The organism is Paenibacillus sp. MBLB1832, assembly GCF_032271945.1.
Classification (GTDB): Bacteria; Bacillota; Bacilli; order Paenibacillales; family NBRC-103111; genus Paenibacillus_E; species Paenibacillus_E roseopurpureus.
This window is the reverse complement of the sequence record NZ_CP130319.1, coordinates 1950945-1966223: the sequence shown is the minus strand read 5'-3', so window position 1 is coordinate 1966223 and position 15279 is coordinate 1950945. Positions and strand designations below refer to the sequence as shown.

Annotated in this window: 11 protein-coding genes; 2 read left to right on the top strand and 9 right to left on the bottom strand. The window is 47.3% G+C overall.

Going from position 1 to position 15279, the window contains the following annotated elements; translation table 11 throughout:
• Positions 1 to 120: 120 nt before the first annotated feature.
• The 9 genes from MJB10_RS08590 to MJB10_RS08550 form a co-directional block, all read right to left on the bottom strand.
• The gene (locus MJB10_RS08590) at positions 121 to 1722 is read right to left on the bottom strand and encodes an FAD-dependent oxidoreductase (protein ID WP_314803522.1); all 1602 of its coding nucleotides are present in this window, start codon (positions 1720 to 1722) and stop codon (positions 121 to 123) included.
• Positions 1707 to 4394, bottom strand: coding sequence for a glycoside hydrolase family 38 N-terminal domain-containing protein (locus MJB10_RS08585; RefSeq protein WP_314803519.1), 2688 nt, complete (start codon positions 4392 to 4394; stop codon positions 1707 to 1709). The genes MJB10_RS08590 and MJB10_RS08585 overlap by 16 nt, the downstream gene beginning before the upstream one ends.
• Complete coding sequence (locus tag MJB10_RS08580) at positions 4391 to 5311, bottom strand: ROK family protein (RefSeq protein WP_314803517.1); 921 nt, start codon at positions 5309 to 5311, stop codon at positions 4391 to 4393. Before MJB10_RS08580 ends, MJB10_RS08585 begins: the two co-directional genes overlap by 4 nt.
• A 48-nt stretch (positions 5312 to 5359) precedes the next feature.
• Positions 5360 to 6187 (bottom strand): MurR/RpiR family transcriptional regulator, encoded by an 828-nt coding sequence (locus MJB10_RS08575; RefSeq protein WP_314803515.1) that lies wholly within the window; start codon positions 6185 to 6187, stop codon positions 5360 to 5362.
• Positions 6162 to 6878: an N-acetylmannosamine-6-phosphate 2-epimerase gene (locus tag MJB10_RS08570; protein ID WP_314803512.1), complete on the bottom strand. Its 717-nt coding sequence runs from the start codon at positions 6876 to 6878 to the stop codon at positions 6162 to 6164. The genes MJB10_RS08575 and MJB10_RS08570 overlap by 26 nt, the downstream gene beginning before the upstream one ends.
• On the bottom strand, positions 6875 to 8407 hold the full coding sequence (locus tag MJB10_RS08565; RefSeq protein WP_314803509.1) for a DUF4127 family protein: 1533 nt from the start codon (positions 8405 to 8407) through the stop codon (positions 6875 to 6877). The genes MJB10_RS08570 and MJB10_RS08565 overlap by 4 nt, the downstream gene beginning before the upstream one ends.
• Positions 8408 to 8444: 37 nt before the next feature.
• Positions 8445 to 9224 (bottom strand): carbohydrate ABC transporter permease, encoded by a 780-nt coding sequence (locus MJB10_RS08560; RefSeq protein WP_314805529.1) that lies wholly within the window; start codon positions 9222 to 9224, stop codon positions 8445 to 8447.
• Positions 9225 to 9256: 32 nt separating this feature from the next.
• The gene (locus MJB10_RS08555) at positions 9257 to 10150 is read right to left on the bottom strand and encodes a carbohydrate ABC transporter permease (protein ID WP_314803506.1); all 894 of its coding nucleotides are present in this window, start codon (positions 10148 to 10150) and stop codon (positions 9257 to 9259) included.
• A gap of 87 nt (positions 10151 to 10237) precedes the next feature.
• Positions 10238 to 11554 carry an ABC transporter substrate-binding protein gene (locus tag MJB10_RS08550; RefSeq protein ID WP_314803504.1) on the bottom strand — a complete coding sequence of 439 codons (1317 nt, stop codon included), beginning with the start codon at positions 11552 to 11554 and terminating at the stop codon, positions 10238 to 10240.
• Between the two features lie 316 nt (positions 11555 to 11870).
• Between MJB10_RS08550 and MJB10_RS08545 the strand changes: the two genes are divergently transcribed.
• Positions 11871 to 13070 (top strand): hypothetical protein, encoded by a 1200-nt coding sequence (locus MJB10_RS08545; RefSeq protein WP_314803501.1) that lies wholly within the window; start codon positions 11871 to 11873, stop codon positions 13068 to 13070.
• A gap of 76 nt (positions 13071 to 13146) precedes the next feature.
• A complete protein-coding gene (locus MJB10_RS08540) occupies positions 13147 to 15246 on the top strand; it encodes a methyl-accepting chemotaxis protein (protein WP_314803499.1) in 2100 nt (699 codons plus the stop codon).
• The last annotated feature ends 33 nt before the right edge of the window (positions 15247 to 15279 follow it).

The window sequence follows — 15279 nt, the reverse complement described above, 5'->3', positions numbered from 1 at the left end:
CCCTCCCTCTTATTGATGAAAATAAAGACGCCCACTCCATTATAGGAATAGGCGTCTTCAGAAAATATAGAAAATGGTCTGGTATCACGTGGTATTTTGTCCTATTTATTGTGGTTGCGGTTATACTACCATCTCATCTGGCCAATGCATCTCCACACCGGCATCGGTCAACCATTGCTGATACGATTTCAAATGCTCATTATTCTCTCTAACTTCACGAGCAGTTAACCCGTTCTGAAGTGCATAAGCAGCTAAATAGCCTACAGCTTCGCCAATATTCCACTCGGTAGGATGCAGTCGATAACAACCATTGGAGATTTGAGTGGTTCCGATATTTTTACAAGCAGGAAGTACATTCGTAACACGAACGGGGATGAGCGAGCCCAATGGAATCTCATACGGGTAGCTTGGTATATAAAAGCCCCGCTGAGACACCGTTGTCGGATGCAGATCCAAATGGTAGCTGCCCACGCCAACGCTATCCGCATAGCGTAGAATCCCTTGATCCCCGCGAATTTCGCGACTCACATCATTTTCTGTAATTGTATATAAGGCTCGAATCCGTCTGGACTCTCGAATATAGGCTGCCTTCGCCAAGCCGTCCTCGGTACCGAGTACATCTCCCCGAAGCCGAACACCTGGATAACCAAAGCCTCCATCCAGTCGCGGAGCTTCCGTTTGCAACCAATACACGAGAGATAGGCTAAGCTGACGCGCACCTTCAAGATGGTAACGTTTCTCTTCCTCGGTGACACCAATAATCGGACCGACATAGTAATCATTTTGCGGCCAATTCAAAAGGGTTAAAGAACCCTCATACAGCGACCCATCCGCTAAATGCGCGGGGTTAAGGATCATCCGATAATCCCATAATGAAACAATGCCTTGATCATTGGGAAACATCGTATACGCTTTAATAACCGTTGTATCATCGGGATCCATCGCCTGCCAGCTAAGAATAGAGTAGTCCGAGAAGCTTGGTATATATTCCTTCCACACCTCATACATCGCTGGTTTCTCAATGGTAAAATTGCCACCCTCGACATAATCCACAGCCACTACGTGGGTAATCGATTGCATATCGAGTGGATCTGCTACGCTCAGCGCATGCGGTTCACCGGTTTCATCACGCGATTCAGCACCAGTGACATGCTCAATCCCAGCCAGAGGCAAAAGCTCACCGGTTTCTGTCGCATCTAGAAACATGGGTGCTTCAAGTCGGATGCGGCTGCCATCCATGACGGAAGCAACGGTAACACTTTTCACCGTGTCACCTTCGACCTCGGCTTGCACCGGCTGGTGTTCCAGCAGTAAGGTCAATTTCCCGCTGTTCACAAACGGCGCTAACATATCTTCAAGCACGCGCAGCGCAACTCTCGGCTCATGCGCGATATGACTAACCCAACCGCTGCCTGGATTCAACGTTGGGTTATTCCTCGCTTCATCTGTGAGCGGATAATGATCGCGATAATAGGCGCGAACACGCTCGCGAAACGTGCGGTATGATCGCGTGCAACCGAAGGATTCGATCCAGCGGTGTTCGTCTGGGGGCACCGCTTGCGAGGTCAATTGACCGCCAATCCAATCGGTTTCCTCGGTCATCAATACGCGCAAACCGCGTCGTACAGCAGCCATAGCTGCCGCACAGCCGCCAAGCCCCCCTCCGATGATAATCAAGTCATATTCGCGATGTAGCAGCATGCCGTTCATCCTTTCACCCATGTGATAGCTAGCGTTACAATTTCCTTCGGACCTACGAGAATTCCTTGATTAATGTCAAGCTTGCATACCATAGTTCCATCGAGCTGAACATGATGAAGGGACCCAAGCTTTAATCCAGTGCGCAGACGGAACGTCTCGCTTCTCTCACCGACATTGACTACTCGCAGGAGTGTCTGTCCATCTTGCCGATATAAAGCCGTCATTACGATCGCGGGATTATCGATTTCGATGAACTGAATTCCCGTTGTTTGATACGTATCTTTTTGACCAAAGCTCCCCTCAACAATACGAGGCTTGCGGCGGAAGCGCAGTGCTTCATTCAACACCTCGCCGTTGCTTATAGCCGCATTACCAGGCCGCATCGCGTATTCGAACGTATATGTGCCGATACATTGCGCATCCGGCGTTTCCATTTGCGGGCCCGCTCCGCCTCCACGTGAGGCGAAATCATCTCGTGACAGCCAACCTACACTCCGCAGCACAGTAAGTTCCACAACATCGCCGTCCCCGCCAGAAACAACCTGATATTCCTGTAGCCCACGCTGTAGAACAACAATGCCTTGCCCGTTTTCTTCCGCTTCGGCACGAATTAGAGACAGGGTAGGCTCCACAACGACAGGCACTTCCTTCTGTTTCTCTGCCTTCCGTTTTTCTTCCCGCTTCACGGGGCGAGCTACAACATCAAAAGCGGAATCACTCAGCGTTTCCTTTAAAATAGCTCCCGTTGGAAACTGAAGCCGCAGACGTTGATCCTTGGCACGATTAGCCACGGTTAATCGAACTTCGGCAAACGGACTGTTGTTCCCCAAACGAATCTCGAAGTTAAGTTCTGTTTTTACTTTGACGTCACTAACAGATAATCGATCCGCGTTCAAGCTCTCTGGAAGCCATATTCTCAAGCAATACTTCATGATTTGTACATGCTCAGAAACCTCAATAGATGGTTCACCGACAAGCTCGCCGTAGCTTGTAACTTCATCCTGCAAGCGGGAGAAGTTATAGGAATCCCCTGCATCTGAAACGCTGTAAAGCCGATTCCAATCTGTATAAGTGGTCCCTGTTTGGAGGTCGACAACATGCAATGTCCCCTGATCTGTAAGTGTCCAAATGCCCCAGGCATTACGAATGGTTCGACCTGTACTTGTGACAAGTTCGCCTGCTTTCCCTTTCGCCTCAGCTTCAACTTCCTGCAAACTGTAAGAGGTTAGGGAAACACCTGGTAAATCCTTAACTTCCATTGCTAGTTCAAACCACCGAGCATCTTGAAACTGCGGGAAATCATCCAGTGGTGAATTAAAATAACGCGAAGCCTCACTCCGAACAATTGTACAAGGTACAACTTGTCCGTCCGCATCCACAACCTTAAATCCGTTTGTGGCGAGATTGCTTTCTTTTTGTAACCAAATGCGCCCCTGAACGATTCCCGTGTACGGTTGCGCGTGAGGTTGAAAAACTGTAAATGACGTCATATCTTGAAATGGCTTCACGATGCCATCACCGCTCGCTGCCCGATCCTTCAAGCCTAGTCGGCTCAGGGCACCATTTTGCATAGATAATAACCGTTGCTCAAGTTTCATCGTACGCGTTTCCATTTCCTGATGAACGGCATCCACACTACAGCCACAAATGCTATCATGCGGGTGATTATGCAGCAGAGATTTCCACGTGTTGGTAAGATACGCCTGCGGGTATGCCGCTGAGCTGAATGCTGCTGCTACTGCCCATAAAGGCTCTGTGAATCCAAGCAATTCATCCTCAACCCGTTGATTCTGTTCCTTGAGATAGCTGCGCGTGGATAAGACATTCGGCAGCACATAAATGTGCGCATTATCTCGCATTTCACCACTATGCGTCTCCCATTTCACACCAGACTTTGCCGCAGCTTCACGAACCTTCGCTACATAGTCGGAATAGTCACTCTCAACGAATTCAACTTTGCCTTCAAAACGTTCATTCAACTTGGCAATCCGCTCCGTTAACGAGCCATACTGCGGCATCAAGTGATCGCCGCCGTTCGTTAACAGTACATGCTCTGTGGTCGCATAAGGAACAACTTTATCCACATAGGTTTTCATATCCTGCTCATACGTTGGACGATCCACAATTGGCTGATAATAGCCTTCCGGCAAGAAGAACGTGTCGATCTTCGAACCATCGGGTGATTGCCACACCAATTCTGCCTTATGCCCAGCCAGCCCGCGCCACAATATCGCATTATCGATACCGAATTGACGCAGTAACTGTGGCATTTGACCAATATGGCCGAACGTATCTGGTAAATAGCCGATCATTTGCGGTTGACCGAATGTACCTGACGCTTTCATGCCAATCGCTAAGTTTCGCACCAAAGCTTCACCATGAACAAGGAACTCATCCGCTAGGACATACCAGGGGCCAATAATCAGTCTGCCGTCTGCAATGAACGCCAGCACTCTTTCCTTATCCTCAGGTTCACACACTTCTAAGTAATCCTCTAATGCGGCAACCTGCCCATCGAGTACAAACCGCGTCATCTCTGATTTATCCAAGCCATCCAAGATCCGTGCCATCACTTCTGTTAACCGATATCGAAACGTCTCCAGTGGTTCATACCACTCGCGATCCCAGTGGGTCTGATTCACAATGGAGACGATAGGTTTCCTTGCTATTGAAACATCCTGTTCCGTCTTCATAGATGAGTCTCCTTCATAAGGCCTAACTTCTCTAAACCTAACTTAGCGGCACCTATGGACCCTGCATAATTGCCTAGCGTAGCCCAGCGCACATCGATTTCTAGTCCTTCTTCTTTCAGCTTCATAAGGAAATCATCCCACCAGTACGACTTCGCGTCTACCACGCCGCCACCGATAACAATGGCTTGTGGATTAATAATCCACGCCATGTTCATCACGGCAATAACTAGATGTTGCTGGAATTGTTGCAACACCGAAGAAGCACCCAGCGCCCCATCAGCAGCTGCCCGCAAGACCTCTTCTCCGTGATCATATGTCTTCCCCTCTGCCTCCGACGCATCTCGCACCAATGCCGAGCCTGACAAATACTGCTCCATACATCCTTTACGTCCACAATTACATGGTCGTCCTCCTGGGATTAAGGTCACATGGCCCCACTCACCACCGCGCCAAGTCGCGCCGCGGTGCACATTTCCCTCAATAATATGCGCGCCGCCAACACCTGTACCCAGCGTGAGCATACCTACATCCGTTAACCCGCGCGCAGCTCCTGTCCATGCTTCGCCAACCAGTGCCACATTGGCATCGTTATCAACAGCTACGGGCAAGCAGAACTGCTCCTCAACCCAGTCGGCTAGCATGAACCCATGCCAACCAGGTAAGTTATCCGTCGCATAGACGACTTGTCCTGTTTGTACGTTAACCTGCCCCGCAGTTCCAATACCAATGGCTCCAACATCCGGATGCTGCGTCTTAAGCTCAAGGATCACTTGACTAACTGCTCTAAGAATGGCGTCTTTTCCGAGGGAGGCATCCGTTGGCACCCTCGTTGTCATAAGAACCTCGCCCGAAGTATTGCAGACAACACCTTTAACGGAAGTCCCGCCAATATCTACACCAATCGCCTTCCCCTTCATGCTGCCGTCATCCCTTTCACAACCTACATGGCTTGCTGCCTCAATTCATTAATGCATGCGATCTATAACCGCACGCGCCGTCAAGCCGCGCATAAGCATGTCGCTCTCTGTATTTTTACGTGCAAGTCCTGTACACAGAAGATCCACAACGAACAATTGGGAAATTTTCGCCATAATCGAACCGCCTTCCAGCGGGCTCTCTCTTCCTGCCGTCAGCAAAACAACGTCAGCAATCCCCGTAATAGGGCTTTTCGCATGGTTCGTTATCGCTATCACCTGTGCACCAGCCTGCTTCGCTTTATCCAATAAGCCGATCGTATCGAGCGTACTCCCGGATACACTGAACCCAATCGCTACATCGCCAGGACCTAGAGTAACAGCCAGCATCGCCTGCATATGGGAATCAACAACAGCCTCCGAACGACGCCCAATGCGAAGCAGCCGATTCTTGGCATCCTGTGCGGTAATTGCAGAAGATCCAACGCCGAAGAATTGAATGTTTTTGGCGCCATCTAAGAGATCAACCGCTGTTTGCAGCTTGTCTCGGTCCATAACATTTAAACTGGCTTCAATCACTTTTTGTGCATTTTGATAAAGCAGCGACACGTAATCATCTGAATCTACGGCTACGGCTGCTTCATCTCTCTTTTGGCCCCCTTCTTGCGCAAGGGCAAGCTTGAAATCCTGATAGCCTTTGAAACCGATTTTGCGGCAAAAACGCATGATGGTCGCTTCACCAACTTGCGCATATTCGGAAAGCTCTGTCACGGAGTGATAAATGAGCTCTCCTTCCTGCTCCAAAACCACATTAGCTACTTTCTGTTCAGACTTTGATAAAGAAGGAAAATAACTATGAATGCGGGATCTCATATCCATGCTTCGGTTCCACCTTTCGAATGGCCTGAACATAACGCTCTGCGATCAACTGGGGTCTCGTAATTGCTGAACCTACCACGACGGCAAAAGCTCCGGCCTTTAACGCCCCCGCAGCTTGATCTGGGTGCCAAATACGTCCTTCGGCTATCACCGGAATGCGAAGCGCTTCAGAAGCTTCTTTCACCAATTTTATATCAGGATCCTCTTGTTGGGAAGAATAGGATGTATATCCTGACATTGTGGTTGATACACAGTCTACGCCAATCTCTTCCGCATACTTGGCTTCTTCAAAAGTGGAGATATCCGCCATCACGGGTACACCCCGTAGTTTCATGTAGCTAACTAATCCTTCTAGCGTCTCGCCTTGCGGCCGCGGGCGGCAAGTTCCATCAATCGCGATCATCGTCGCTCCCGCTTCAATCAATTCATCGACTTCACGGCGGGTTGCCGTAATATAGATCTCGCTATCGGCATATTCACGCTTGATGAGCCCAATAACAGGCAGATGCGTATGCGCTCGTATCGCTTTGACATCCGCTGCCCCATTCGCCCGAATACCGACTGCACCAGCTAGTTCAGCCGCTTGTGCCATCTTCATCATGGTATCTGCACCATGCAATGGTTCATCCTCTAATGCCTGACAAGATACGATGAGGCCCCCGAATAGATGTGAGAATAAATCTTGTGTCATGCCTCTTCGCTCCTTACAACCTCTATAGTTAAACCAACTTCAAACATCCGATTCCACGGCAGCAGGCAATCTTGGATCGTTATGCGGTACTCGTCAATCGAAAGATGATCCCTAATAAACTGTTCCAATCGTTCTTGCACCTTGCCTGCAATCTGACCACGCTGACCGTCCACGCTAAAATAAGTGTAACCCAGCTCTCGAACGAGCCCTTCGGTTACTTCTTTCCGAACCTTCGAACAATAGCCTGCATCCTCTACAAATCGCAGCGCTAGGAAATTCCGATGGGCCTCTGTCTCACCGAATATGGTGAAGAGCATACTTTGCGCAATCACCGTTCCCAGAGTATTCGAGCTCGTGTTCCAACCGGCATACCCTGCCAAATCGAATAAATAGCCTGCTCGCCGCAATATATCTAGCAATTGGAGATCTGCGCCATTTGCAAATGCGACATCTGCCACGGCAATAGGCAACTTATATTTACGGCTCGCATAACGGCCGTATTCAACCAGTTCGACTATATTGCGCGAAACATTCATGCCCGCTGTCGTTGTTAACTGTTCTGCTGCTTCTAGCATCGTTTCACCTGGCGTGTTGACCAGAAGCACGAGATCTGCCTCCAACACAGACTCCACGAGCATCCCACCTGCAGCTAAAATTTGATATTTTAAGCTCTCATAGAAAGCTCGATCTTCATATAAAGGTGTTAGATAGGGTCCTTGCACACTCGCAAGTCGCGGGTAAATAGCTGGTGTACGCTCAGCAAAGTGGTTGACCATCCTTGCCAATAATGTGCTTCCTACTTCGTCAGCACCTGGATACATATAGACCTGAAGTTCCAAGCCTTGTTTGCGAATTTCGTCGCGGATACGCTGTTGATCTATGGCTGTTAAGCCGAATGGCGCGGAATCATCTTGTGGAATGATATGGAAATCGACGATTTCTTCTTTAACGACATGCAGGAACGACAGATTCGCTTCCATGTTGATATGACGACGCTCCAAATAGTCGCGACGAACCCCCGCTGGCAAGCGATCATAAATCACAGCCAATTCTTGCTTCTCGGCCTCATCTGCATATCCCAATTGTACGCGGTGCCCTAAGTAGCCCGATTTGAAAATGTCTTCGCCCCATAACTCGTAATAATTTGGTTCCTCATCATTGGAATTATATTTCGGGCAACGCATGATTAACTGAAAGGTATACAGCTTCAAATTAGGAAGCCCTTGCTTCCAAGTTTTCAGGCGATTGATCCTAGCTTGAATCTTGGAGAGCGTATCTTCATGCAATCGTGAAGGAACGATACCACCGTAAAGCAGCGTATCCATCGCAAGGATAGCCCCATCCGCGTCCGCCCCTTCTTTTTCCAACCACTCCCAAAGCTTATTAATCTGTCCTGCCGTTTTCTTCTGACCCATCAGTGCCATAGGCGGGACAACCAACTGGATGCCACTTCCTTGGACCAGTTTTTGCGGGAATTCATAATTGCACGGTCGTTCGTCGAGCGGAATATAGATGATTTTTCGCTTCATTTCGGTTCTCTCCCCTCTCTTCTCTTCTTGATTAACACTATCCTTTCACCGATCCACTAATGCCTTCCATATAATAACGCTGTGTGAACAGAAACACGATAATGATGGGAAGTACCGAAATCACAGTCCCTGCGGCAATCCAGCCAAAGTTATAGGAGAATTGTCCATTTAAAAAAGTAAGTGCTGACGCCAGTGGATATTTCTTCGGATCCTCCAAAATAATCATTGGCCATAAGAAGTTATTCCACATCGCCATGAATTCAAGCAAAGAAATGACCGCGATTGAAGGCTTCACAAGCGGTGTTACCAGTTGGAACCAGATGCGCAGCTCCGAGGCCCCGTCCATTTTCCCTGAATCCCTTATCTCACCTGGCATACCCATATACGATTGACGCATCAGAAACACATTAAACACGGTAATTGCGGATGGCAATACAACGCCAAGATAGGTGTTCGTTAAGCCAAAGGCTTGGATCGTCAAGTAGTGAACAACCATCCCTGCTGCCGCTGGGATAATCATGGTCGCAACGAGTAGGCTAAAGATAAGATTTTTGCCTTTGAACATCAGCATGGCTAATGGATACGCGGTTAAACAGGATAACAACGTATTTAAAACTAAGCCGATCACAACGATAATGAGCGTGTTCAAAATATAGTTGGGAAAGTCCATGAACTGCCATACTTGCACATAGTTATCGAACTTAATCGTGGTTGGAAGAAACTTCGGTGGAAATGAGAAAGCATTTTCCCCTGGCATTAGGGATACACTCAGCAGCCACAGGAAAGGCCCCGTCATAAATAAGGCAAACATAATCATCAGGACATAAGTTGGAATCAAACGCAGCTTTTTCAATATGGATTGACACCGCCTTTCTTATTAAAGCGGAAGATGAAAATGCTAAAGACAAGAATAATCGCACTCACAATGAGACCCATCGCAGACGCATATCCGAAATCAAATTGCTTAAATCCACGATCATAAATATACACACTGGATGTTAACGTGGCTGTCCCAGGCCCGCCAAGGGACGAACTATTCGTCAAGACAAATACTTCATCAAAAACTCGGATTGCAGACATCATCGAAATTAAGGTACAGAAGAACACATAAGGTTTAAGCATAGGAATCGTCACTTTCACAACCTGTTGCAATCGCGTAGCCCCATCAATCGATGCTGCCTCATACAGATCTTTGGGAACTGCTTGCAGCCCAGCCAAATAAATCATCATATAATAACCGAGACCCTTCCACATGGTCACGAACATAATCGAAGCTAATGCTGTTTTCTGCGATGAGAGCCAACCGATTTTATCCGAGATAATCCCCGTACTCATGAGCACATAGTTCACAATGCCGTTTGGACTATATAACCAACCCCAAATAATCGCTACTGCCACCATCGAAGTCACAACAGGTAAATAATAAGCCGTACGGAAAAACTTTACCCCCGGCAGCTTGCTGTTCATGAGAACAGCCATTAGAATGGCAAAAATCTGAATGAACGGCACAATAATGATATACACCATGGAGTGCCATAGAGAGATAAGAAAATCATGATCATGAAAAGCTCGTCGGAAATTTTTCAACCCAATATAGTGGGTGTCACTAATAACCGAGTAATCTGTAAAGGATAACGGTACGCTATAAATAATAGGCCAGAAAACGAAAATTCCGATAAGCAGCAGGCCTGGAAACATAAACATCCACGCCGTTAACGACTCCTTCTGAAACCACTTGCGCATGGTGAACACTCATCTCCAGTCCGTTGAAGAGAATAGGGCGGGCTAAGCAGCCCGCTCCTTGATTCCCGTATATGTCTCTAAAAGATCTTATTGTGCTAGAAGGTCATTAACTTCTTTCGCAGCAGCGTCTAATTCTGTTTTCACATCAGCATTGTTCAAGAACACGTTTTGCAAATGCTTTTGAACAGCTTTGTTCACGTCAGCTGCTTTCTCAACACCTAGCAACGCATCAGTTGCTTTATCCAATCCTTGAACAGAAGCTAATTTCGCTTGTGCTTCAAGCGTACCGTCTGTTTGTGTAAAGAACACGTCTTTCGCAGAATCTTTTGTCGAAGGCAATGTGTTAGCAGCTTTGGAGAAGTCCAGCTGTGCTTTCGCATTCGTTACGAATTTCGCGAATTCAACTGCTTCTTTCACGTTCTTGGATTTCGCAGGAACAGCAATGTTCATCGTGTTGGATGTACGGTCACCTGCTTTACCAGTTGGAATTGGTGCAGCCAATGTGTTTGCATAAATTTCAGGAGCGGCTGTCTTAATACGGTTAATGAAAGTTGATCCCGACAGTTGGAATGCCACTTGCTCAGAAGAGTAGTACTGAACTTGTTTGTCGAAGTTCGCATCTTCTTTCGGGTTGATGCCATCTTTGTATAACTTCACTTTCGCTTCAACTGCTGCAATACCTTTGGCATCGTTAAATGCAGCTTTTTTCTTGTCAGCGGATAGAATTGGAACGCCTTCAAGTGTGAAGAATTTTGCACCAACTTGCTCAGCCCAGCCGCTAGCGCCTGTTTTTGCTTTAATTTGAGTTGCCCAAGAAATCAACTCATCCATCGTTTTCGGTGGGTTTTTCGGATCCAAGCCAGCTTTCTCAACAAGCTTCTTGTTGTAGAACATCAAGCTCAAGCCTGTGTACCAAGGAAGGCCATATGCTTTGCCATTTAGTACCGTGGAGTTGAAGATCCCGTCGAAGTACAGGCCTTTCTCTTCCGGCTTCAAATATTGATTGAAGTCAACTAATGCGCCTTTGGAGCCCATTTGATTACCAAGCTCTGTATTTAAGTTGACAACGTCAGGTGTATTCCCACTTGCAACACTAGTAAGGAGTTTGCTTTGCAGAGCATCGTAGGGAAAGTCTTTCCAGTCAATGCTTACATTAGGATGAATAACTTTGTAATCAGCAATCAATTTGTTGAAATAATCGTTGAACTTCGGTTGAAGGGAAATGGTCCAAAATTCGAGAGAAACAGGCTCTTGTTTGGCTGCCGATGTTGCTGTCGCTGCTGCACTTGGAGCTGATGTACTTGCTGTTTTCTTATCTTCTGCTTTACCACAACCAACAACCATCGCTGATGCAACAACACCTGTCATACCTACCATCATCAACTTTTTATAATTCACTGTCATATTGCTTCCCCTTTCGATTCACACAAAGTAGACTTGCTTACAAATGCTATGATAGCACCTTTCGGAATGTTGCGCCACTATTTTTTTATTTTTTGGAGTATATTTTCTAAAACTGTTTTTTAGCACAAATAACGAGCCTTTTTTATGATGAAAATTACAAAAAAACACTTCGTTAACGCTATGATTCCACTTTCACTCCACATTCCCGAAAATAATTGATTGAATATTTCATTTACATTGTTTATATTGGAATCATTCTCCAACTGTGCGCACAAGTTTGAGAACACCACTATTCCATGAATGGAGTGTCATTATTATGTACCTAGGCCTTCGTAAGCTCCTTCTTACTTCTTTCGTCACCGCCATTGCAACAGCAAGCCTTGCTTCTTATGCATCTTCAGCTAGTGCCGCTACCGCCGTTTCTTACACGAAAGTTGCATCACGCACACTACTTTTTGTGAATAATCCAGAGCAAATCTTCAATGAGGATCTCGGAGACGCAACGCTTGGCGATAAAGCTATATATCGAGAAACATTATCTGCTGGTAACTACCGCAACTTCTACGAGCATGTCAATCGCAGCGGTTCCACCATCGGCTACGGTATTCAGTTGTATAACCCTACCGCATCTGCAATTACGATTACCGTTCATGGCAGCAATCAAGAAGCTAGTGTTCAAGGCGGACGTATCTTCACTTCCCTCTTCAATAGCTACTCAACAACAGGTACAACTTACACCCTTAATGCAGGAGCTTCCTTATGGGTCATGCGAAAGGACGCATCCATTACCAATGGTACATTCTTTAGCGGTGTCATTGATTTTGATACAACAGGTCAAGTCATTCTAAGTAATGTCGCTTATAATTCCTTCGCAGCGCTAGATGCTTCCCGGACTTATATGGGTTATATTCAGCGCATTGAAACAGACGGCACACATGAAGCGCGGATGTATAAGGGCTCCAGCCCTTATTCAGAAGTAAAAGCCAACAACGTGAACTTCACGATCAACAATGCAACCCCCATTGGCGCTCTAGCCGTTGAATATCCGAACTATGATCTCTCCACTTCGAGCTATGGAAGTCCTATTGTACGGAATGGCTGGATTGCGAATATTGGTCCTTCTCCAGACGCCAATGCGATTACCTCAGATATGATCGACTTTAACATGCCAGGTTGGGGAAATATTTCCGCTCTTTCCCTCTCAGACGGTGAAGGAAAATATGCAAACTTAGGCAACTGGGGTATTGTTTACTCCGTTTCTGGCGCTATTACAAATACAGGAACCACAGCACGTACTGTGTCAATCAATTTAAAAGGCCATCCAACACAGAATGCGTTCCTTTCCTACCGTGGCAGTGATGGTGTTTGGCGCAGCCTTCAATTAACACCAGCCAGCAATGTGCAGTATTACTCTATGACGGTTCCAGCAGGATCGACGGTGAATTATGATGCCCGCTTCATTCTAGGCGGACCTAGTGCAGGGGATCTGCAGCAATCGATTACTGTTAATAATTAATCGCGATAAGCGGACTAAGTTGGAAGCTCTAGCTTAGTCCGTTTTCATTTCAAACCATACTCAGGAGGTGAACCGCGTGAAAGTTTCATCATGGATCCATGAAATCCGTAATGCTGGCTCCATTTTATCCAAACCACCGCAAACAATCGTGCATCGCCGCACCCTATTTCGCTCTATCGGCTTCAAATTGTTGCTTGCCATCGCAGGTTGTTCGCTAGCCCTCGTTCTTATTGTTGGCTTATCCAGTTACGCCCAATCTCGCAAACTAATTGAGAATAAAGTGGCCACCGCCACTCAAGACACCATTCAGCTGCTAAGTGACAAAACCGAGGCCCAACTCTCCGAATTTGATGCGATGAGTAATCAACTCTTGCTCGATACGGATTTCATGACAGGCGTCACGGCTTTAACGAACCCCAAAGCATCTGCCCTAGATAAGCAAAATGCCAAGCGTCTGTTGACCGATAAATTGACTGCACTTGTCATTGATAAGCCGACATTGAGCAACATGACGCTCTTCAATTCTCAAACTGGCGAGTCACTTCTCTCTTATGATGCGACGAAAGCAGCTCCTACGAGTTCTGCTATTTCTAAAATGGATTGGTTCCAACGTATTGTCACCGCAGGGGGGACACCGCTTTGGTTACCTACGTTGAAAACAGGATATTATGCTGCCGGCGAACCAAGCTTTGCGCTTGGACGCGTATTGGATAGCGGCAATAACACGGTGGTTAGCGCTATTCTGCTTATTGAACTAAAGCTTAGCTCCTTGGATGAGTCGCTTCAGAAGTTCACATTAGGCGACCAGCATCCCGTCGTCATTATAGATGAGCAGGGACACCTTATTCGTTCAGGCAACCTGGATCAATTGGGAACAACCTTCTATTTGCCTCATACAACAAGCAAGGATGCCACCATTCAATCCGAACAGGACACCTTGTATATTAGCAAAAAAATGCAAACCGTCCCTTGGACGGTCGTGGCCTCAACGCCAGTCGAAGAGCTCGTAAGCGAGACGAAAGACATGCTGCACTTAACCTGGCTGATGGTCTTACTGGCAATCATCGCTGCTTCACTCGTTGGTTTCTGGGTGTTTAGAACGATCGTCCGTCCACTCGTTCACTTGCGGGATCTCATGCAATTAGGCGAATCCGGCAATCTACAGCTCCAAACCACTTTCACCAAAGGAAGAGACGAGATCGCGCAATTAGGTGCCAGTTTTAATCAAATGATGGCTCAAATCCACCGTTTAGTCGGTCAAACAAAACAATCAACAGCCGAAGTACTAAGTACCGCTGAGACGCTCCTTCATGCGTCAAACCAAACGACGCATACGGCCAGCGAAATTGCCATGGCCAATGAGAACATTGCTCATGGCTCAACTGGCCTTGCAACGGAAGCAGAAACCGGCAATTTGCTTGCACAGGATATGAATGAGCGCATGCAGCGAGTCACACTTGCCAATGAGCAAATGAGCCAAACCGCTGCAAGTGCCCAACACGTTAGCCAACAAGGTACAAGCTTCATGAGTGAACTCAATGCCACGAGCTCCGATTTGGAAAGCTTAACCAATGTGATGACCACTAATATTCACCGGTTATCCACCAGTACCTCATCCATAGACAAGATTGTCGATGTTCTGAATCAAATCGCCAAGCAAACCGTCATCCTGTCACTGAATGCCTCCATTGAAGCAGCACGCGCAGGTACCGCTGGACGCGGATTCGCGGTTGTTGCCGAGGAAATTCGCAAGCTCGCTGATCAATCACGCGACTCTATCGACCAAGTCGCCAACATCACAATGGCCATTCGGAGTGATGTGGATCACTCTGTGACCGCACTAACACGCGTCTCACCTGTCTTTGCGAAACAGTTCACTTCCGTCAAACAGGCTGAGCAGCTGTTCCGGCACATCCACGAGCAAATGAATGAGCTGATGGCCCATCTCCGGACCTGTACAACCTCGAATGCCGAGCTGGAGAAGGTCCAGCAGGAGCTCTTTATGACCATGTCCACGGTCAGTGCGATCTCGCAGGAAGCTGCTGCCACCTCCGAGCAGGTATCCTCCTTAAGTCAAGAGCAGCTCCATGTAAGCGAGCGGCTCGTCGGCTTCTCTCATGACTTGGAGAAGCTAGCTGGAAATCTAAACGATCAGTTAGCCCAGTTTAAGTTGTAACACGTATAGGGGCTGTCAAGAAAGTCATCTCAC